Genomic DNA, 19876 nt, shown 5'->3' with positions numbered 1-19876 from the left:
CGGTTACTTGGTCAGCGCCTTGACCAGGTTGTCGACGTACGTGCTCATCGATCCGGTGCCGCCGAACATCCAGATGCCGTCGTCCAGACGGTGCACATTGCCGTCCTTGACGAAGGGGAGCGAGGTCCACACCTTGTCCTTGGCGAGGATGCCGGTGAACGGGGTGCTGGCCTTGTCGCCGTCGTTGCCGATGTAGGCGAAGTGGACGTCCTTGGGCAGCTTGGTGAGGCCCTCGACGTCGGTCTTGCCCAGACCGTAGGCCGGGTCGCCCTTGACGGTCCAGGCGTTCTTGAGGCCGAGCTTCTCGTTGATGCCGCCGATCAGCGAGCCACGGGTAAAGGGGCGGATGGAGGCCTGGTTGGACACGACATAGCCGTCGGCGAACGCGATGTCCACACCCGCGAGATCGGCGTCGGCGAGTGCCTTCCTGCCCTCTTCGATCTTCGCGTCAAAGTCCTTCTCGAGCTGGTCGGCCTTGTCGGTGGTGCCGGTGGCCCGGGCGAGAAGGTCCAGGTTCTCGGTCATCTGGCCGACCGGGTCCGCGGCGTCGGCGGGCTTCAGCGTGATGACCGTACCGACCCCTTTGAGCTGCTTGATCGCGGCCTCGGGAAGGTCCGTGGTCGCCACGATCAGGTCCGGCGAGAGGGCGGCGATGGAGTCCATGCTGGGCTCGCCGCGGGTGCCGACATCCTTGGGGTCGCTCGTGAGCGGGACGGCCTGGTCCCACTGCTTGTAGCCCTTGATGTCGGAGACTCCCACGGGGTCCACACCGAGCTCGATCAGGTGCTCGACCGCATTCCACTCGGTGGCGACGACCTTCTTGGCCGGGCCGTCGAGCTTGACCTGGGCACCGGTGCCGTCGGTGAGGGTGATGGCCGCCGCACTCGACGGGGCTTTCGCGTCCTCGTTCTTCTTGTCGGCGGCGGGCTCGGTCGTTCCGCAGGCGGACAGGGCGAGAGCCGCTGCGGTGGTGACGGCCGCGGCGAGCAGGGTGCGCCTCATGAGCGGGTGGAGAGCCTTTCACTTCGCGAGTGGTGGCGGCCTATCGCGCGGGTGCGCAGCAGGCCGGTGACGGGGTCGGTGTCGATCTCGATACGGATGCCATAGGTGTTGGTGAGCCGCTGTGCGGTCAGTACGTCCCCGGGGCCGCCGTCGGCGATCACCCGGCCCTCGCCGAGCAGCACGATCCGGTCGCCCACGGACGCGGCCTGGTCGAGGTCATGCAGAACGGCACCGACGGCGATGCCGTGGCCGTCCGCCAGGTCCCGCATCAGGTCGAGGAGTTCGACCTGGTAGCGCAGGTCGAGGTGGTTGGTGGGTTCGTCGAGGAGCAGTACGCCCGTCTCCTGGGCGAGGCAGCTGGCGAGCCAGGCCCGCTGCAGCTGACCGCCGGACAGATGCTCGACGCCGCGCTCGGCGAAATCGGTCATGTCCGTCATGGCGAGCGCACGGTCCACCGCGTCCTTGCCTCCAGGGTCGGACCTGCCCCAGCGTCCGCGGTGCGGATAGCGGCCGAACTCGACGACATCGCGCACGGTCAGACCGCTGGGTGTGGGCCGGCCTTGGGTGAGCAGGGCGACGTGACGCGCGAACTCCCGGGCGCTCAGGGCGAGTCCGTCGGTCTGCGCGTCCAGGGTGATGTCCGCGGTGCGGGGCTGCTGAAGCCGGGCGATCGTTCGCAGGAGCGTCGACTTGCCGCTGCCGTTCGGGCCGACGAGCACGGTGACTTCGCCGGGTCGCAGCGTCATCGCGGCGCCATGGATCACATCGACGCCGTCATAGGCCACGGTGACGTCCGTGGCCGACAGCTCATGTCCGCGGGAGCGGCGGGCTTCCGCGCCCCCTTCAGCAACTCGCACCCCGGAAGGTTACCCTAACCATAGTACTGAGCATCCGGGCCTGACCTGCACGAGCAGCGCGCTTTCTCCGCCCCTTCCCGGGACTTGGGCGCCCCCGGACCCAGTGGTAGTTCGTCAAACCGGCGGTGGAGATCAAGGGCTCTTCCGGTGGCGACCGCCGAGGACTTCGAGAGCGGCCACTGCCGGCGGACGGCCGGAACGGCGGGCATGACCGCGAGCCCGCCGAGGATCGCGCCAGCACCAGGATGGCGATTGCCCGGACAAGGCTGGTGAACGCGACCCGAGCTCCGACGAAGTCTGTGCTGTCGCCGGGGGCTACGGATTGCCGGTCGGCACGGTCACCGTGCCGACCGGACTGGCTGAGGGTGATCCAACTACCCTCGTACGCCCCCGACTTCAACCCGGCCGAGGGGATCCGGGCAGAACTGGATCGCGGCATCCTGACCAACCTCGCGGCGCCCACCCTGGGACGACTCGTCACCGCGATGAAGCACGGACTCGAGCAACTGCCGTACCGGCCGGACCTGATCGACGACTGCCTCGCCGGGAACGACCTGCCCCGCCCACCACCGTGACTTCGCGCGTCAAAAATCACTAAGGGTAGTGGATTGAGGTGAATTGCCCCATCGGCATATGACACAGAGACGTTAAGATCGCCTATCTCATTCGACCTTGAAGGGCACTGATGTGAGCTGGAATGACTCCGCCGCGTCGTTGGCCGGCGGTGTCGACGGCCCAGGTCTGCTCCAGGACCTCACCGGGGTCGTGCTCGACGCGTTGGCCGACGGCGCTCGTGATCGTGGCGGACCGTTGCCCCATGGCGGCCCGGATGCTGTCCAAGCCGATGTACGCAAGGTCTGGCCCATGGCCCTGCCCGAGCATGGCACCGGAGCGGACGAGGCACTGCGCACCCTGGTGCACGCCGTTGCCCAAGGCTCCGCCGACCCGGCGGACCCGCACTGCGTGGCCCATCTGCACTGTCCTCCGCTGGCCGTCGCGGCGGTTGCAGACCTGGCCGCCGCAGTGCTCAATCCATCGATGGACTCCTGGGACCAGGCACCCGCCGCCACGGTGATCGAGGAGGGCGTGACCACCGCGCTGGCAGGGCTCGTGTATCCGCGGGCAGTACACGCCGATGCCCTCATCACCAGCGGGGGCACCGAGTCCAATCTCGTAGCGCTGCTGCTGGCCAGGGAACGAGCCCGTGACCGGGGATCCGCGGCACTGCAAGTGGTGTGCGGAGCCAACGCCCACCACAGCGTGGCTCGCGCGGCATGGACTCTGGGGCTGCCCACGCCGTTGGTGGTGCCCTGCTCTGACGGGCGCATGGACCCCGCGGCCCTCGACCGGTTGCTCGCCGTACACGGGCGGACGGCACCCGTCCTCGTCGTGGCCACGGCCGGTACGACCGACCAGGGAGCGATCGATCCGTTGCCTGAACTGGCGGAGGTTGTCGCCGGATATGGCGCGGAACTTCATGTGGACGCGGCCTACGGAGGGATGCTGTTGTTCAGCGACCGCCATACCCACCGCCTCACGGGCCTGGAGTCGGCCGCCTCCGTCACCCTTGACATGCACAAGCTTGGTTGGCAACCCGTCGCAGCGGGAGTCCTCGCCGTACGGGATCGGCGGATGCTGGAGCCTCTCACCCTCCAGGCCGACTACTTGAACGCAGACGACGACACCGAGGCCGGGCTTCCCGATCTGCTGGGGCGCTCGATCCGCACCTCGCGCAGACCCGACGCCTTGAAGATCGCGGTCACACTGCGGGCGCTCGGCCGCAGGGGTCTCGGTGATCTGGTCGACCGGTGCATCAGCCAAGCCGAGGAGTTCGCGCAGGCGGTCGCCGAGCATCCCGGACTCCGCCTGCACCCCGATGGGGTCGGCATCAGTACAGTGCTGTTCCGGCCGCTTGCCGCCGACGACCTACCGGGGAATGAAGGCGATGAACTGGTCGCGGCAGTACGACGCGAGCTGCTCTCGGACGGCCGAGCCGTGCTGGGGAGAGCCCGAAGCGACGGCCCGGAAGGCGACAACCGACTCTGGCTCAAGGCCACTCTGCTGAACCCCCGGACCGGACCGGCCGATGTGGAACGGCTGCTGGGCCTCGTCGCCGACAGTGCGTCCGTCGCATGCAGAACCCCCCACACCTTTGGAGAAGAGCCGTGACCACCACTGACACCGAGGAAGAGCCTCTCGACCTCCTGGGGGTGGGGATCGGTCCCTTCAACCTGTCTCTCGCCGCCCTCGCCGACGGGCTCCCGGAGCTGCGGACCGCCTTCCTCGAGCAGCGCGCGAATTTCAGGTGGCACTGGGGAATGATGATCGAGGAATCGACACTCCAGGTGCCTTTCCTCGCTGATCTGGTCAGCCTGGTCGATCCGACCAGTCCCTGGTCGTTCCTCAACTACATGCGCAGCAGGGAACGGCTCTTCCCGTTCTATTTCGCCGAGCGGTTCCACATACAGCGCTCGGAGTACGACGCGTACTGCCGCTGGGTCAGCGAACGGCTGCCGGGCTGCCGCTTCGGTCATACCGTGGACACGGTGCGCTGGGACGTCGGACGCGGTGCTTTCGAAGTGGACTTCACCTTGGTCCGCGAGGGGGGCGAAGCGAGCGGGGCGGGGCGGCTCTTCGCACGCAATCTCGTTCTGGGTGTGGGAACCACACCCCACGTTCCCAAGCCGCTGACCTCCTTGGTGGAGGACGAGTCAGTACCGGTCTTCCATTCCGCGGACTACCTCGCGCACCGCGAGCGACTGCTCGACGCGGAACACGTCACCGTGATCGGTTCCGGACAGTCCGGCGCGGAGGTTTTCCTCGATCTGCTCCGCCGACGTCCTGTAGGCCGCGAGAAGCTGACCTGGATGACGCGCACCTCCGCGTTTGCGCCCATGGAGTACAGCAAGCTGGGCCTGGAGCACTTCACCCCCGACTACACCCGCTACTTCCACGGTCTCACCGAGTCCGTCCGGGACCAGCTGGTGCCGCAACAGTGGCAGCTCTACAAGGCCGTCAGCGGAGAAACCCTCGGGCAGATCCAGGACGAGCTGTACCAGCGTTCCCTGCACGGTGACTGGCCGGACGCGACGCTGACGCCCGGCGTCGAGCTGCGCTCCATCGAGCGCAGAGGTGATCGACTCGAACTCCAGGTCGCACAGCGGGAGCAGGGGGAGACCCGATTCCTGGCCACGGACGCCGTTGTCTTGGCCACCGGATACGCGGAGCGCCCTGCCGAGGGTCTGATCAAGTCGCTGCTGCCGTACCTTCGCACGGACGGCGCCGGCCGCCCGCAGGTCGACGAGGAGCACCGTCTTGTCCTCGACGAGGCGATCGGCGGCTCCGTCTTCGTACAGAACGCGGAGCGCCACACGCATGGCGTGGGTACCCCAGACCTCGGGCTCGCCGCTTGGCGCAGCGCCGTCATCCTGAACTCGGTGAGCGCCGGATGCGCCTACCGGCTACCGAAACGGACCGCCTTCACCACCTTCGGCCTGAGTAGGCGTTGAGTCCGGTCTTCCTCGGTTCGTGATCGCTCGATCGTGGGACTGATCGCTGTCCGGGCCGCGCGGCACGACATGTGCATGTGGAAATCCGGCGCGTCGGCGGTGTTCGACCGGTGCCCACGAGAACCCGACTGCTCCGGTTCTCTCCGATCTGCCGGTGGCGGCGGACAGTTCGGCTGCCGCACTGGTGGCTCAGCCGAAGGCACCGCCGTCGGTGCTCTCCACTCCTGATCCGCAACCGTCGCAGATATCACGGACATGGCAGATCCCGCTCTGTGAGGTCTTTGCCTCGCTGGACTCAGTTGTCCATGTCCGTCTCGGCATCCCCGGATATCGGTGTGTGCGTGCTGTTGCCGCAGAACAGGAGTAACGACGCATGCCGTCGCCCTTCTCCGTACCAGGGGCCCACTGGCGGGTGCGGTCGCCCAGCATGACCCTGCCCGTGACGGCACAGTGTCGACGACGGTGGGAACGGCCCCGCTGTCCACGGCGCTGGGCTATGTGTTCCAGGGTGCGAACCGTGCGTTGTCGGGCCGGCCGGCGGCACTGACCGGTGTGGTGGTCCTGGCAGTTGCGGGCTGGAGCGTGGCCTCCGGTCGGCAGATCCTCACCCTGACGTGACCGACGTCTACGAGACCACCCATTTCGCCGCCGAGGCCGACGTGTCCGCCACACTCGTACTCCGCGGCAAGGACTCGGGGGGTTGCGCCCGCGCCTTCACCAACCCCGAACTCGGCGTTCAGGAAATCGTGAAGGAGAACGGCGACACGAAGATCGATCTGGGCACCCGGTGTGCGGGTGCCGGTCAGGAAGACGTCGGCCATGGTGTTCCAGTGCCGCAAGGAGCTTGGCCGGCCGGAGCTGCCCCCAGCACCGCGGCTCGTCGATCAGGCGCGTAGCTCCTGGGCTTCTTCGAAGGCACCCCGATCGCGGACGTTCGATGCCAGGCGAGATGGAGCTCCATCCGCCGTGCCGGCGAGGTACTTCTCCGCGTACACGGCGATGAGTTCCAGTACGTACGCAATATCCGCTATGGATGTTTCCGGATTGAGCAAAGTGAACTTGAGGTGGTGACGGCCCTTGACGACAGTCGCGGCGATCACGGCCACGCCTGCGGAGGAAAGCATCTCCCGTGCGTACAGATTGGCCCGGTCCACCGCCTCGGGGCCGGCTTCGCTCCGCGGCTCGTAGCGAAAGACCAGCGTGCTGAGCGTAGGCCGGGTCACAACGTCGAACCGTTGGTCCCTCGCCATGAGCCTCCAGGCATGGTCCGCGCGGTCCACGACCTCGTCGAACAGCTCTCCGATGCCCTCGGCCCCCATGACCCGAAGCGTCATCCACAGCTTGAGCGCATCGAAACGGCGCGTCGTCTGAATGGACTTGTCCACCTGGTTAGGAATGCGCTCCTCAAGACGGTGCGCGGGGTTGAGGTAGTCGGCGTGCAACGTGGCGTACCGGAGCATCTCCCGGTCGCGGACAAGTACCGCGCTGGAACTGACGGGCTGGAAGAGGGACTTGTGGAAATCGACCGTCACCGAGTTCGCTCGTTCCACACCCTCGAGAAGGTGGCGGCGCCTGCCGGATACGAGGAGTCCACAACCGTACGCGGCGTCGACATGCAGCCAGACGCCCCACCGCTCGCACAGCCCGGCGATGGCTGGAAGAGGGTCGATGGAGCCGAAGTCGGTCGTTCCCGCCGTCGCCACCACTGCTGCGGGGACCAGTTGCTCCTGAGCGCACCGCTCAAGCTCCGCGGCCAGCGCCTCTGGCCGCATACGCATGTCACCATCACATGCGACGGTGACAACGGCCTCACGGCCCAGTCCGAGCAATGCCGCCGCCTTGACGACGGAAAAATGGCCGCACTCCGATGTCAGGATACGCAGCCGGGGCAGCACCTCCACGTCGCGCAGGGGTTCTGTGGAGGCTTCCCGCACCTGGCGGCAGGCCTCGTCCCGCGCCATCATCAACGCTTGGAGGTTGGACTGTGTGCCTCCGCTGGTGAACACGCCGTCCGCAAGAGGGCCGAAACCGACCCTTCCGGCGGCCCAGTCGATCAGACGCCGCTCGATGAGGGTGGCGCCGGCGCTCTGGTCCCAGGTGTCCAGCGAGGAGTTGACTGCGGACAGGACCGCCTCCCCGACCACTGCGGGTATCACGACCGGGCAGTTGAGATGAGCGAGGTAACGCGGATGGTGGAAGTAGACGGCGTCCCGGAGGTATATGTCCTCCACCTCGTCGAGTACCTCGGCCAGATCCCCGAGCGGCTGCTCCAAGTCGATGGCCGCGATGTCCGGCTCCAGCTCAGCGGGAGAGATGCCGGTGAAGGGCCGTTCCACCTCCTGGAGCCTGGTCGCGACTCGTTCGACCCCTTCCACGACCGCGTTCCGGTAATCTTCCGCGGCCGCCTGGTTGAGGAGCTGCGCGTACGGCCGTGAGACGCCTGGTGCCGGAGGCGGCAACGGGAACGGTTCGGACTGCTGCAGGAGGGGGTTCATGGGTGCTTTCTTCCGGTCAGTCACTTGGATCTGGCGTGTGCCCTGTCCGGCGCCGAGGCGACCGGCGCGGGTGTCCCGGCCAACGGGTTCAGCTCTCCTTCTTCAACCTGTCCCAGTCCGTGATCACCGGAGCCAGCTCACCTCGCGCCCACAACGGCAGTTGGTCATGGTGATGCGGGCCGACGGCACCTGAGGCCCCGAGCGGAACGATCCACTTGCTGTTCTGACGGTCTGCGAGATCCCAGACGTAACGCGCAGCGGGGCCGCGTACGAGGTGACCCTCGACGTCGGCGATACGGGTGGTGGACAGGACGCACTCGGAGTCACCAGCCAACCCCGGCCAGGAGACCGCCTCCTTGTCGCGCGCCAGCATCGCCCACGGGGAGAACCGGTGTATCTGCCCCCAAGGCTCCGGTTCGGGGCCGGAGGCGGCTTCTTCGAGGGCGGCTCGCACAAGGGCTGTCCGGTCCACAACGAAGGGCGCTTTCCCAGCCAGGAAGTTGTCGAGGCCAGCCGCGACACGGGGGACGAGGAAGAGCCACGGAAGGAAGACGCCCGGGTACGGGGCGGGTTCGGCAAGCGCAGCCAGCTCCGGTTGAGCCGCCAGTCGCCGGACAGCCGCGGACCTGACTCTCGCGAAGAGAGTCGCCTCCGTGCTGTCGGCTGTCATTCGACGGTCCCACCGCAGCAGTCTGTCCCGTACTCCCAGGGCTGGTTCTTCGAGTCCCGTGAGTTCGCCCAGCACATCCAGCAGTGGCGCGGCCGAACCCGCGTAGGTGTCGACATGGATAGCCGCCATGTCGTCGGCGGTCCAGCTCTTTCCCTCGCCCAGGAGGGCGCGGATGCGGTCCGCCCGATAGGACGGTGCGAACTCCACTCCGAGTGGTGCCGCCACGCCACGCTCATTGGCCATCACCGACACACCGTCGACGTCCGCGCGAGGCGGTGAGCGCCAGCCCCGCCACTCGTGACCCCGCTCCCACGCCGGGACGGGTCGGAGAACATTGTCCTGAGCCCGCTCGGGAACGCGACCTGCGACCCGGTGCAGCACTGCGCCGGCGGTGTCTGCGGCCTGCACGACATTGACGGGATCGACCCAGTACTCGAGCGCGGCGTCCACGTCGGCGACGCAGGTTGCTCGCAGCAGTGCGGGCAACGCGTCGAAGCCCGCGTCACCGCCCGCCCTCGGCGCGTACCTCAGGCTCACGGCCTCCGCGTCATCCGGACCACCGACCACGACGGGGCCGCGCGCGGTCTCGACGACCTCGATCTCGACGGGCTCACCACCCGCCACGCTCACGATCTCGACCTGTGCCTCGGCCGGCTCCCAGCCATCCGGCCCCAGCGCCTCCACTCCCTGAGCGCCACGCCTGAGCCGTTCTCGATAGAGGTCCTGGCAGTCGGCCATGGCATTGGTGATGGACCAGGCCGCATGACCGGTGTGGCCGAAGTGCGGAGTGCCCGGAACGCCGGGCACAGCGAAGCCCACGACGTCGAACTCGGGGCATGCGAGACGGATCTGCTGGTACACCCCAGGGACCTCAATGACGCGGTGCGGGTCGCCCGCGAGAATCGGCAGCCCCGAGAGTGTGCGGTCACCGGCCACCAGCCAGCCGTTACTGCCCGCGGTGTCGGTACCGGCCGCGGCCAGCAGCCCGATGTTCTCGAGGCCCAGAGAGCGGGCGACTTCCCCTCGCCACAGCTTGGTCGGGAAGCCGGTGAACAGGATATGAGTGGAGAGCCAGATACCCAATGGCGTCCAGCGCTCCCAGCGCCCGGGACGCAGTCCGACCTCGTCGAACTGAACCGCCCCGTGTATTGCTCCCTCTTGCAGACCGGAGTTCACGCCGTCCACATATGCTTCGATCCAGGCCTGCGTCTCTGGCCGCAGGGCGTCGAAGCAGCGTTTGGCGGTATCCACCAGTCTGGCCCGTCGCGCGAAGATGTCCCACTCGAGCGCGTCGGCCCCGAAGGCAGCGGCCGTCGTGCCCTGGAAGCGATGCCGTCCGACCTCGATCTGCCACCCTCGGTCTACGGCGGCGTTCTGGCCCTGCGCGAAAGCGAGTTCCAGAAAACTGTCGGCGCGTAGATGAGGAATCCCCCACGCGTCCCGGAAAACTTCGCTGCTCACGCCTAGCCTTTCCTGCTCCGAATGGGGGACATGCTAAAGCATTCCGAGCAAGAGAGGCGTAGGGGATGTGTGCCCTGCCTCACGCCGGGGCGAACCCGGTCTCAATGCCCGCTCCGTAAACGGTCCATCGCGCTCATACAGCTCTGCTGAGCCCCGGTTGGCACTGATCCCTGCTGCTTTCCGCCTACCTCACGGTCAACCTAGCTTGGTCACACCTCGGCAACCAAACCACCTTCATTGCCAGGGCACCATGCGGATTCGCCGTCTCCCCCGCTCCGCGTGGTGCCCACCGACGAGCTGGTAGGGCTTGGCCAGGTTGGTGTAACTGAACTTCGCGCACGACTCGGTAGAGGCCCAGGCCGACGCCGTCTCTTTTGGGGAGCGGGTCAGTCGCTGCACCAGCCCGGCCAGGTGCGGCCCTCGAAGTGGGCCAGGCCCAGGGCCTGTTTCATCTCACGGTAGAGGTTGTCCCGTAACTGGTGGGGCAGTTGGTGCGTTGGCTGGGTATGGGTGGGGTGATCTCAGCGGATGATCCGAAGTGGATCGAGCCGTTCTCCGGGCTGACCGAGGCGCAGTTCACCAGGCTGGTGGCTCTGGTGCGGCGTCGTGGTGGTGACGTTCGGCGCGGCCGTCCCTGGCGGCTGCCGCTGGAGGACCGGGTGTTGCTGGTGGCGACGTACTGGCGCACGAACCTCACCTTGCGGCAAGTGGCGCCGCTGTTCGGGGTCTCGAAGTCCGCGGCCGACCGCGTCCTCGACCACCTGGCGCCCCTGCCGGCCACCTCGCCGGCCCGCCGGCCGCGCAAAGACACCGTCTACATCGTCGACGGCACTCTGGTGCCCACCCGCGACCGCAGCGTCGCCGCCTCCAGCAAGAACTACCGCTGCTCGACGAACCTGCAGGTCGTCATCGACGCCAACAGCCGTCTGGTGGCGGCGATCGGCCTTCCGCTGCCCGGCAGCCGCAACGACTGCCGGGCATTCACCGGGTCCGGCGTCGACCGGACCTGCCGCGGCGCACCGACCATCGCCGACGGCGGATACCAGGGCACCGGCCTGCTCGTCCCGCACCGCAAACGACGAGGTCAGAAGCGCCTCAGCCCACACCAGGAGGCGGAGAACGCCGTCCACCGCAGGGCGCGAGCCCGGGTGGAACACGCCCTGTCGCGGTCGAAGAACTGGAAAATCCTGCGGGACTGCCGACTCAAGGGACACGGAGTTCACCAGGCCATGCTGGGCACCGCCCGGCTCCACAACCTGGCTCTCACCGGGTAACCCACGCCCCATACGGGACAACCTCTAGTCGTTCTCGATGCGCCAGCGGAGCTTCACAGTGCGGACCAGGACGGGCAATGGCGTGTTCTCGGGCAGGTTGGAGAGCCAGAACTGCACGGGCTCGTTCTCGGTGACGGGCCATTCGGCCGGCAACCGACGCACCAGCAGCTCCGCACTGGCGGTGGCCTTGCGGATCTCACGTCCGGCGGGCCGGATCCGCAGGGCCGCGAAGCGCGAGTACATGCGCTTGTGCCCGCTGCGGCCACTGCCCGGCCGCGATGACCAGGCTCTTCACCTGCTGGGCCGGCTTGGGGTAGGCCGCAACCGGGCGTCGGCCCCGGCCGCTGCAGTCGGCAGTGTGCGGCCGTGCGTCCTCGGGCTGGGCGGTGGTCGTGGTCGAGACGCCCACTAAGGTCCTGCGACTTCCGCGGTTGCGCCGCACAGAGTCGGACGGAAGCGCTCCTTGAGCTCCTGCAGCCGTGCCTGGGACTTCGGCCCTGAGTAGAGGTGCGTCGATCCGATCTCCTCAAGCGTGAGCCGGTCGAGGAAGTACAGGTTGATCACGTCCGACGGCGTGGCGCACGTCTTGCAGAAGCCGAACCGCGGCCTGTCATGCATGAACAGGTCGTAGTGCTGGTGGGAGCCGTACTGGTCCAGCAGCAGGCGTCGGTCGCCGACCAAATTACCCATCGGCTTGACCCAGGCGTGTGGGCAGGCGGACACGTCGCCCTGACCGAACAGCTGGGCCATGGTCGCGGGCACGAAGCAGCCCAGCGTCCGCACATTGGTCTGCAGCTGCGTGGCCATGTGCTCGACGTACGCCCGCGGCGGCAGCACCGAGGCGAACTCGTCGTACCGGTCCACCAGCGGCATCAGGTGGTCACCAGGAGGGGGGCCCATCCGCTCGGCGGTGTCGCCGCGCACGGGGAAGAAGTAGAGGGTTGTGCGCCCCGCATAGCGGGCGCGCAGGTACTCCGCGAACTCCAGCTGCCCGTGATAGTTGGCGTCGGTGAGCACGGACTGGATGTCGATCTGCAACCCGGCCTCGGCCGCCGCGCCGAGGTTGCGCATGATCACGTCGTGCAGCTTGGCCTGCTTCGGCGGCAGACGGTGGCGATTGAGCTCCAGGGTGTGGCCGTCCAGCGAGATGTTCAGCTGGACGTTCCCCATCGAGGCGAGGGCCTCGATGCGCCGCTCATTGAGGAAAACACCGTTGGTAATAACCTGGACCGTCTCGTAACGCTTGCTGGCCTCCTGCACGAATTCGGTGGAGCCCTTCAGCCAGAAGAACTCGCCGCCGGACAACCGCAGGATGGGCGCGTCCACGTGCTCGTGGTAGAGGTCCAGTATCTCGAGCCAGTCCTGGCTCCGGTCGGTGGTGATCCGCAGCCGCGCGTCCGGCACGTCCATGAGGAGGTTGAATTCCTCGGTGAGGCAGTAGGAGCAGCGCATCTGACACAACTGCTCTTCAATTACCATGTCGTTCACAAGGAATGGCAGTCGCCCGCCTTCGGACACGGCCGTCGTCATTGCGGCACGAAACTGTTCCTTGAGACGCATTTAATTCCTTGGTAGTTGCGGTAGCTTGGATTTCTGGTACACATGCCCTGCATCACGCGTTGACACGTGTTGGAGTCACGCGACACCGCGCAGCGACCTTATCCGCTGGTCAACCCCGTGCACCAGCGGGCTTCCTGACGCCCTGACGCGGACGACGAGTGCTTGGTACCCGCTGGCGAAGGCCGAACCGACGGCAGCAAGTCGGCGTCTTCGATCAACCGCATCAGATCCTGTTCGCACGAGTCGTGCGCGACGAGCCACGCTGGACCATTGAGGTCTCGAGCGTGCGATTGTCTCCCCTCGATGGGGAGAACAGGCATGCTGACATGCACGGATGTGCTGTGCGACCATGTCCGAGTGATCCAACGCACCCAGTCCGTAGCGCTCGCGAAGCGCGCTCTGACACACCTTGAGGCCGGCACTACGGACCAGGCGCCTGACGTGATGCGCATTCCCGTCGAGGACTATGTCGACGCGGACTTGTGGCAGAGAGAGATCGACCTGGTCTTCAAGCGGGTGCCTCTGGCGCTCGCACTGTCCGTCGAGCTTCCGGGGCCGAGGTCCTTCAAGGCCATGGACGTCATGGGTGTCCCGGTGCTGATATCCCGGGGCACGGACGGTTTCGTCCGCGCGTTCCTCAATGTCTGCCGCCACCGAGGCGCGCAGCTGTGCCCCGTGGGTACCGGCACGCGGCACCGTTTCCGCTGCCCCTATCACGCGTGGGTGTACGACGACCGCGGCGATCTCGTCGCAGTTCACAAGCCCGCCACGTTCGGCGAGATCGACACCGCCGAGTTCGGGCTGCGACCGCTGGCTGCCGAGGAACGGCACGGGATCGTCTGGGTCCGGCTGACCGGCGAGGAGCCGCTCGACCTGGAGAGCTGGCTCGGTGAGTACGAGCGGGAGCTGGAGCAACTGGACCTCGCCGACTGGCACGTGTACGAGCGGCACGAGACGTCGGGCCCCGGCTGGAAGGTGGCGCTCGACGGCTACCTCGAGAGCTATCACGTACAGGCGCTGCACCGGGCGACCTTCGCCCCGACGAACACCTCGAACCTGATGGTCGTGGACGACTTCGGACCGCACCAGCGCATCCTCTACCCCGCCAAGTCGATCAAATCGCTGCGCGGTGTACCGGAGGAGGAGTGGGATCCCGCTCCGCACTGCGGCACGGTTTACACTCTCTTCCCGAATGTCTCGCTCGCCGGGACCTGGGACGACTACGCGGTGCTGTCTCAGATCTTCCCCGGCCCCACTCCCGACACGAGCCGAACTGTGCAGACGGTGATGACGCGCGTTCCCCCCAGGACGGAGGAGGCGCGCAAGTTCGCCGAGGAGTTCAGCGAGCTCGTCCGACGGGGTGTTTTCGAGGAGGACTACCGTATCGGTGCCGATGTCCAGTCGGCGTTCGCATCCGGAGCGAATACGCACTTCGTATTCGGCCGCAATGAGCTGGCGCTTCAGCACCACCACCGTTGGCTGAAGCGTGTACTCGCCGAGCACGAAGAAGGTTAGCCGAGTCTGATTTCCCGGCAACTCTGCGTAGTCCACACTCTGTTCATCAGAGATCGAGTGGGCAGTGTTCCGCACGGCCACTAGATCTGCCACCCAATCAAATGACGGAAGGTCAGCAATGCAGCACAAGGAAGTTCAGCAGGAGATACACCAGATCGCCAAGGAGTTCGCGGCCTCCAGCGGTCGTACCGTGAATGAGAACAGCACAAACTTCCTCGAGGCATACGGCTTTACTTCGCTGGACGCCCTGGAGTTCCTCCTCCTCCTTGAAGAGCACTTCGGTGTGACGTTCGAGGACGAGGACCTCACTGAAGAAACGCTGACCTCCGAAGAGCGGCTCGTCGACTATGTCGCCGAACGGCTCGTCTGAGCGCGGGACTATCGACGCGATGACAGTGCTGAAGGCGACGGAGGTGGCAGCAGGCTTCTCCGTTCACGCGGCCAGCCCGCTGGACGCGCGTTTTCTCTACCAGGAGATCTTCGAGCACGGCACGTACGCCGATGTCTCCCTCGGCGAGGAGCCGTTCGTGGTCGATGTCGGCGCGAACATCGGTCTGTTCACCCTCTTCGTCAAGACACGCTGTCCGCAAGCCCACGTCGTCGCTTTCGAACCGCTGCCCGAGCTGGTCTCGGCTCTGCATGCGAACGTCGCGAAGTTCGGCCTTTCCGACGTTGAGGTGCACGAGTTGGCGCTGGGCGGTGAGGAACGGGACGAGGTCACCTTCACCTACTACCCGCTCCTCCCGAGCAGTTCCACGCTGTTTCCCCATGACCAGGAGCGGCTGAAAGGTGTGCTCTCCAAGAGCTTCCCGCCCCGCGTCGTGGAGCGAATGTTCCAAGGGCGCGAGGTGTCGGTGCGGGTCGACCGGCTGTCCCAGTACCTCGCCGGAGGACGCCCGGTCGATCTGCTGAAGATCGACGCGGTGGGGTCCGAGCTGGCCATCCTGCGGGGCATCGACAGGTCACTGTTCCCGCTGCTCCGCAATGTGTTCATCGACGTGCAGGACATCAACGGCCGGGTCGCGGAACTCTGTGTGTTGCTCGAGGAGATGGGCATGAAGCCCGCCGTTCGAGTGCCGCCCATGTCCGATGGTGACGGTCTTAACTATCTTATTCACGCCGTGCAGGCGTGAGGCCGGGTTCCTATCGGTACCCGGAGAGGGGGTATGAAAACATGCTGACGCTTGGTCTCGGCGGTTCCAACCACGACTTTTCAGCGTGCCTGGTATCCGACGGCAGGATCGCCGCGGGCATCGAGGAGGAGAGAGTCCGCCGAGTCAAGTACTCGGTCGGCGTCAACTCACTCTTCAATCAGTCCTGGCGGTACTGCCTGGACATGGTTGAACGCAAATTGGCCGACGTGGACGTGATCGTCGCCGACAACACCCTGCTGGCGCCCGCTTACTTCCCCTTCCGTAAGCGAATACATCTGATCAACCACCACATGGCGCACGCGGCAAGTGCGTTCTACCCCTCACCATTCGAGCGGGCAGCGATCCTTGTCGTCGACGGGGCGGGAAGCCTTCTCGAGGGCAAGGGTGTCGAGACCCTCACCACCGCCATCGGTGACGGCACCGCCATCACCGAGCTGAGCAAGGTATACGGGACGAACTGGTCCACCGACGGCCTCAGCGCGCTCCAGGTCTACCAGGCCGGGGACAGCGACCACTCCCTCGGTTACATGTACAAGGCAGTCAGCAGAGCCATCGGCTTCGTCCTGTACGAGGACCGTCACTGGTACTTGTCGGAGGACGGCAAGACCATGGGACTGGCACCGTATGGCGGCCCGCGCTACTGCGAGACGTTCCGCAAGTACGTGACTCTTCTGCCCGATGGTCGCTTCGAGCTGCACCTGAAGAACGGCGGGCTCCTCGACTTCATCGAGCACGCCCTCGACGGCTACGAGGGCGAGGAGCGCTTCGCCCGTGGCGCCGACCTGGCGTACGCCGCGCAGGACACACTGGAAGAGGTCCTGCTGCACGTGGCCCGCCAGTTGCACGCGGACACCGGCCTCACCGACCTGTGTCTGGCCGGCGGCGTCGCGCTCAACTGCGTGGCCAACGGCCGTATTCTCCGCGAGACGCCCTTCGAGAACGTCTTCGTCCAGCCTGCCGCCGGCGACGGCGGCTGCGCGGTGGGCAACGCGTACTACGGCTACCACGTCATCGGGGAACAGCCGCGCAAGGAGCCCGCGCGCACCGCGCAGCGGCACGCCTACCTGGGCCGTTCGTACAGCGACGCCGAGATCCGTACCGCCCTCGACGCCTCCGGCCTGCCTTACCGCAAGATCGAAAAGCCTGCGGAAACCGGTGCGGAGCTTCTCTCCGGGGGCGCGCTGCTGGGCTGGTTCACCGGCGGGTCGGAGTTCGGACCGCGTGCCCTGGGACACCGGAGCATCCTGGCCGACCCGCGGCGCGCGGAGATGAAGGACATCATCAACATGCGGGTGAAGCACCGGGAGGAGTTCCGGCCGTTCGCGCCGGCCGTGCTCCGGGAGCACGCATCGGAGTACTTCGACCTCGACATCGAGTCGCCCTACATGCTCATCGTCGCGCCGGTCCGGCCAGACAAGCAGCAGGAGGTCCCGGCCATCGTCCACGTGGACGGCACGGCACGGGTACAGACCGTGACCCGCGCCGACAACGGCAGGTACCGGGAGCTCATCGAGCATTTCCACGGACTGACCGGGGTGCCGGTCGTGCTCAACACCTCGTTCAACGACCGGGGTGCCCCGATCGTGGAGACGCCCGAGCAGGCCCTTGACTTCTACGGTGGCAGCCGCCTCGACCACCTGATCATCGAGGACTACCTGGTGGCGCACTCCGTCGAGGACCTGGACTCAGCTCTGCAGAGCGGCTCTGCCAACTGAGCGAAGTCACGGTGGTGTTGTCACTCGACACCGGAGCGCAACGGTATGGACGTTCCGTGCCGCCAAGGACATCCCGGCTGTCGTGGACGCCTGGTACCTTCCGGCAGGCACATGCCTGCCGGCTGGCCCGGGGCGGGCCTGACCACCCCGGCACCTCGCCCCGCGCCGTCCGTCTCATTCCGTCCTCAACCGGAGAAACAGTCTTCATGACGTCGATCACCCTTCCCGTGCGCCCGCGCTATGAGCCCTCGCGAGGGCTGGCGTTGTGGGGCCAGGACGAGAAGCAGGCAGCACTGGAAGTTCTGGAGAGCCGCTCCCTCTTCCGCTACTACGGGCCGGCCTTCCAACGACGCGTCGAGCGGTTCGAGGAGAGCTTCGCTGCCTTCCACCACTCGCCGCACGCCGTCGGGCTGTCCTCCGGTACCGCCGCGCTGACCTGCGCCCTCATCGGTATGGGGATACCCGCCGGCGCCGAGGTGATCGTGCCCTCCGCCACTTTCATCGGCTGTGTCAACGCCGTGGTGGCCGCACGGGGCATTCCCGTCTTCGCGGACATCGATGAGTCGCTGACCCTGGACCCGACGGCCTTTGAACACCTTGTCAACGAGCGCACCTTCGCGGTCATGCCGGTCCATCTGAGCAACGCGGCAGCGGACATGGACCCGATCCTGGAGGTCGCGCGCAAACACGGTCTGCGCGTCCTGGAGGATGCCGCCCAGGCGTGCGGCGTGACGTATCGGGGCCGTCCGGTCGGCACGATCGGCGACGCGGGAGCGTTCAGCTTCCAGCTGGAGAAGAACATCACCGCCGGAGAGGGCGGGGCGGTCATCACCGGCGACCCTGAAATCTTTGACCGGGTCGTGTGTTACCAGGACCAGGGCGGCCAGTTCACCACCTCGCACGGGGCCGAACGGGAAGCGAGGGGCAGCACGTTCCTCGGCGCCAACCTGCGCATGACCGAGATCGCGGGCGCCGTGCTGTCCGTGCAGCTGGAGCGGCTCGCCCCCATGCTGACACGGCTGCGCGACATCGCCCGGCACGTCCGCGAGCAGCTGTCGGACCTGGACCTCGAATGGCGCCGTCTGCCCGACGAGGACGGCAGCGGCGGCGACATCACGCTGCTGTTGGAGAACCGTCTGGCAGCCCGCCGCGTCGTCACCAGTCTCACGGCCGCGGGTATCCCCGCAGGCACGCTGTACCAGGGGCGGCTGGTGCACCAGAACCCAGCCGTCCGTGCCGGGCGCACGGCCTGGGGCACCGAATGGGACGCCAACGGCAGGCTGCGTACCAGCGAGGCGATCCTCGGCCGGTCCGTGACCGTCAGCCTCGGTGCCACGATGACGGACGACGATGTCAGCCACCTGGTCGAGGCCCTGCGCGAGGCCGCAGCGGGAGGGTGATCAGAGAGGCGAGCCGGCTCGACCTGGCCACACGCGAAATCATCGGATACTCGATGGCCTGCCCGCCCCCGCGCCGAACTTGTTGCCGACGTACCCGACATGGCCGCGGACGATGTGCGGCCGGCGCCGGCGTCTGCGGAAGGAGCGGCGGGTCTCCGCGGCGAGTACCGGGGGGCAGGAAGTGCGGTTCGACGTCGTCGAGGTGGGCGGCGAGCCGTTCGGGGAAGCGGCACATCACGTCGGCGGTGAAGCTCTCGGGGAAGACGACGAAGTGCGTCCGGCCCTTGGCGCTGATCGCGGACATCGCGTTCACCGACAACCGGTTGCCGGTCCGCCGCACGACGGGAGTCTTCCCCCCTTGTCTCCCCCGGGCCCGGCCGGTGACCTGGTCGGAGCGGATGCCGGCCTGGCCGGCGAACAGGACCTCGCCCCCGTCCTTCTTCCCCCTTCGCACGGATCGCCGGCCAGGTCTCCTCGTGCCAACGGCGCACGACCCGCTTGTCCGGACGCCGGAAGGACAGCCCCCACTACTTCAGGTACGTGCCCACCCCGGGCCCGGTCAGCCGCAGCCGCAGCCGCAGCCGCAGCCGCAGCGCCTCCAGCACCGACGGCGACAAATACCGCGCGTCCCCCACCAGATCGCTCACACACCAACAACACCCCAGAAACAGAACCATGAGTGCTCACAGGCGCACGGACTGCGCGTCGCGTACCGGTGCTGAGGGCCGGGGCGTTTCGTCTCGCGCCGGCCCACTCGCTGGTGACCGATTCCGGGATACCGCTGCTCGATGAGCCGCGTTCCTCGGTAGCGTCCCCGACAGAGCGTGCCTCGCCGAAACCGTCTGCCGACTCCGAGCCGGGCACACCACGAGGGTCACTACCCGCCGATGGCGAACGTGCGCAGATCACCGGGGATCCGCCCGTCCGGATATTGGTCGGCCTCATCTCTCAGGCCCTCCAGCCAGCAGAGCGAGGCACTCCGGGTGGCACAGATGCCGCCGTCCCGCACGGTCGGCGTGCGCGAGATCAAGCAGCGCGTCGACCACTCGTCGCAGCGCCCTGCCAGACGCCCTTGTATACCGAGAGCGTAGAGTTGCGCTTTCAGGAGCACGCCGGTCGTGCTCGTCGAACTGGAGGTTTCCGGCCCGCTGCTGCGGCTGGCGGTACCTCCTGTTCGTCCTGGCACGGCGAAAAGGTTGTCTGCCCTTTCCAGCACAAAAACCCGACTCGTTCCGCCGACGCGATCGAGGAAGGCCGCTGCGAC

Annotated in this window: 16 protein-coding genes and 1 pseudogene; 10 read left to right on the top strand and 7 right to left on the bottom strand. The window is 66.9% G+C overall.

Features of this window, described 5'->3' with window-relative positions:
- Positions 1 to 3: 3 nt before the first annotated feature.
- Positions 4 to 1002 (bottom strand): ABC transporter substrate-binding protein, encoded by a 999-nt coding sequence (locus AOK24_RS08380; RefSeq protein WP_055719412.1) that lies wholly within the window; start codon positions 1000 to 1002, stop codon positions 4 to 6.
- A complete protein-coding gene (locus AOK24_RS08375) occupies positions 999 to 1859 on the bottom strand; it encodes an ABC transporter ATP-binding protein (RefSeq protein ID WP_055719411.1) in 861 nt (286 codons plus the stop codon). The genes AOK24_RS08380 and AOK24_RS08375 overlap by 4 nt, the downstream gene beginning before the upstream one ends.
- 365 nt (positions 1860 to 2224) lie before the next feature.
- Here AOK24_RS08375 and AOK24_RS08370 point away from each other — a divergent pair, with 365 nt between their 5' ends.
- The 4 genes from AOK24_RS08370 (at position 2225) to AOK24_RS48370 (ending at position 6264) form a co-directional block, all read left to right on the top strand.
- Positions 2225 to 2434 (top strand): hypothetical protein, encoded by a 210-nt coding sequence (locus tag AOK24_RS08370; RefSeq protein WP_055719410.1) that lies wholly within the window; start codon positions 2225 to 2227, stop codon positions 2432 to 2434.
- 97 nt (positions 2435 to 2531) lie between these two features.
- Positions 2532 to 4028, top strand: a complete 1497-nt coding sequence (locus AOK24_RS08360) for a pyridoxal phosphate-dependent decarboxylase family protein (RefSeq protein WP_240553739.1) — start codon at positions 2532 to 2534, stop codon at positions 4026 to 4028.
- Positions 3992 to 5368 (top strand): lysine N(6)-hydroxylase/L-ornithine N(5)-oxygenase family protein, encoded by a 1377-nt coding sequence (locus AOK24_RS08355; protein WP_055719407.1) that lies wholly within the window; start codon positions 3992 to 3994, stop codon positions 5366 to 5368. The genes AOK24_RS08360 and AOK24_RS08355 overlap by 37 nt, the downstream gene beginning before the upstream one ends.
- Positions 5369 to 5982: 614 nt before the next feature.
- A complete protein-coding gene (locus AOK24_RS48370) occupies positions 5983 to 6264 on the top strand; it encodes a hypothetical protein (protein ID WP_159051821.1) in 282 nt (93 codons plus the stop codon).
- Here AOK24_RS48370 and AOK24_RS08350 read toward each other — a convergent pair.
- Together AOK24_RS08350 and AOK24_RS08345 are read right to left on the bottom strand one after the other, a co-directional pair.
- Positions 6253 to 7863: a pyridoxal phosphate-dependent decarboxylase family protein gene (locus tag AOK24_RS08350; protein ID WP_079056725.1), complete on the bottom strand. Its 1611-nt coding sequence runs from the start codon at positions 7861 to 7863 to the stop codon at positions 6253 to 6255. The two genes, AOK24_RS48370 and AOK24_RS08350, sit on opposite strands and share 12 nt — an antisense overlap.
- 88 nt (positions 7864 to 7951) lie before the next feature.
- Complete coding sequence (locus AOK24_RS08345) at positions 7952 to 9994, bottom strand: penicillin acylase family protein (protein WP_055719406.1); 2043 nt, start codon at positions 9992 to 9994, stop codon at positions 7952 to 7954.
- 506 nt (positions 9995 to 10500) lie between these two features.
- Between AOK24_RS08345 and AOK24_RS08340 the strand changes: the two genes are divergently transcribed.
- Complete coding sequence (locus tag AOK24_RS08340; RefSeq protein ID WP_055719405.1) at positions 10501 to 11268, top strand: IS5/IS1182 family transposase; 768 nt, start codon at positions 10501 to 10503, stop codon at positions 11266 to 11268.
- A 27-nt stretch (positions 11269 to 11295) separates the two neighbouring features.
- On the opposite strand, the pseudogene AOK24_RS52660 reads toward AOK24_RS08340, so the two are convergent.
- Positions 11296 to 11677: pseudogene (locus tag AOK24_RS52660) on the bottom strand (IS701 family transposase); the annotation flags it as partial.
- Positions 11677 to 12828, bottom strand: a complete 1152-nt coding sequence (locus tag AOK24_RS08330; protein WP_240553736.1) for a radical SAM protein — start codon at positions 12826 to 12828, stop codon at positions 11677 to 11679. The pseudogene AOK24_RS52660 and the gene AOK24_RS08330, both read right to left, overlap by 1 nt.
- 357 nt (positions 12829 to 13185) lie before the next feature.
- Between AOK24_RS08330 and AOK24_RS08325 the strand changes: the two genes are divergently transcribed.
- From AOK24_RS08325 to AOK24_RS08305, 5 genes are all read left to right on the top strand, one after another.
- Entirely contained in the window at positions 13186 to 14343 is a 1158-nt protein-coding gene (locus AOK24_RS08325) for an aromatic ring-hydroxylating oxygenase subunit alpha (RefSeq protein ID WP_055719431.1), read from the top strand.
- Between the two features lie 118 nt (positions 14344 to 14461).
- Complete coding sequence (locus AOK24_RS08320; RefSeq protein WP_055719402.1) at positions 14462 to 14713, top strand: phosphopantetheine-binding protein; 252 nt, start codon at positions 14462 to 14464, stop codon at positions 14711 to 14713.
- A gap of 19 nt (positions 14714 to 14732) precedes the next feature.
- The gene (locus AOK24_RS08315) at positions 14733 to 15476 is read left to right on the top strand and encodes an FkbM family methyltransferase (RefSeq protein WP_055719401.1); all 744 of its coding nucleotides are present in this window, start codon (positions 14733 to 14735) and stop codon (positions 15474 to 15476) included.
- 41 nt (positions 15477 to 15517) lie between these two features.
- On the top strand, positions 15518 to 17212 hold the full coding sequence (locus tag AOK24_RS08310) for a carbamoyltransferase family protein (RefSeq protein WP_055719400.1): 1695 nt from the start codon (positions 15518 to 15520) through the stop codon (positions 17210 to 17212).
- A gap of 206 nt (positions 17213 to 17418) precedes the next feature.
- Positions 17419 to 18612, top strand: a complete 1194-nt coding sequence (locus tag AOK24_RS08305; protein WP_055719399.1) for a DegT/DnrJ/EryC1/StrS family aminotransferase — start codon at positions 17419 to 17421, stop codon at positions 18610 to 18612.
- On the opposite strand, the gene AOK24_RS50360 is transcribed toward AOK24_RS08305, so the two are convergent.
- Positions 18566 to 19066 (bottom strand): hypothetical protein, encoded by a 501-nt coding sequence (locus AOK24_RS50360; RefSeq protein WP_055719398.1) that lies wholly within the window; start codon positions 19064 to 19066, stop codon positions 18566 to 18568. The two genes, AOK24_RS08305 and AOK24_RS50360, sit on opposite strands and share 47 nt — an antisense overlap.
- Positions 19067 to 19876 lie beyond the last annotated feature (810 nt).

This window comes from Streptomyces niveiscabiei (genome assembly GCF_001419795.1).
Lineage (GTDB): Bacteria > Actinomycetota > Actinomycetes > Streptomycetales > Streptomycetaceae > Streptomyces > Streptomyces niveiscabiei.
The sequence above is the reverse complement of the archived record's forward strand: the minus strand, read 5'-3'. Positions and strand labels throughout refer to the sequence as shown.

Excerpts from the sequence above, each read along its gene's own strand:
- AOK24_RS08380 (WP_055719412.1), bottom strand. The coding sequence starts at position 1,002 with ATGAGGCGCACCCTGCTCGCCGCGGCCGTCACCACCGCAGCGGCTCTC.
- AOK24_RS08355 (WP_055719407.1), top strand. The coding sequence starts at position 3,992 with ATGCAGAACCCCCCACACCTTTGGAGAAGAGCCGTGACCACCACTGAC.
- AOK24_RS08350 (WP_079056725.1), bottom strand. The coding sequence starts at position 7,863 with ATGAACCCCCTCCTGCAGCAGTCCGAACCGTTCCCGTTGCCGCCTCCG.
- AOK24_RS08340 (WP_055719405.1), top strand. The coding sequence starts at position 10,501 with ATGGGTGGGGTGATCTCAGCGGATGATCCGAAGTGGATCGAGCCGTTC.
- AOK24_RS08330 (WP_240553736.1), bottom strand. The coding sequence starts at position 12,828 with ATGCGTCTCAAGGAACAGTTTCGTGCCGCAATGACGACGGCCGTGTCC.
- AOK24_RS08320 (WP_055719402.1), top strand. The coding sequence starts at position 14,462 with ATGCAGCACAAGGAAGTTCAGCAGGAGATACACCAGATCGCCAAGGAG.
- AOK24_RS08315 (WP_055719401.1), top strand. The coding sequence starts at position 14,733 with ATGACAGTGCTGAAGGCGACGGAGGTGGCAGCAGGCTTCTCCGTTCAC.
- AOK24_RS08310 (WP_055719400.1), top strand. The coding sequence starts at position 15,518 with ATGCTGACGCTTGGTCTCGGCGGTTCCAACCACGACTTTTCAGCGTGC.
- AOK24_RS08305 (WP_055719399.1), top strand. The coding sequence starts at position 17,419 with ATGACGTCGATCACCCTTCCCGTGCGCCCGCGCTATGAGCCCTCGCGA.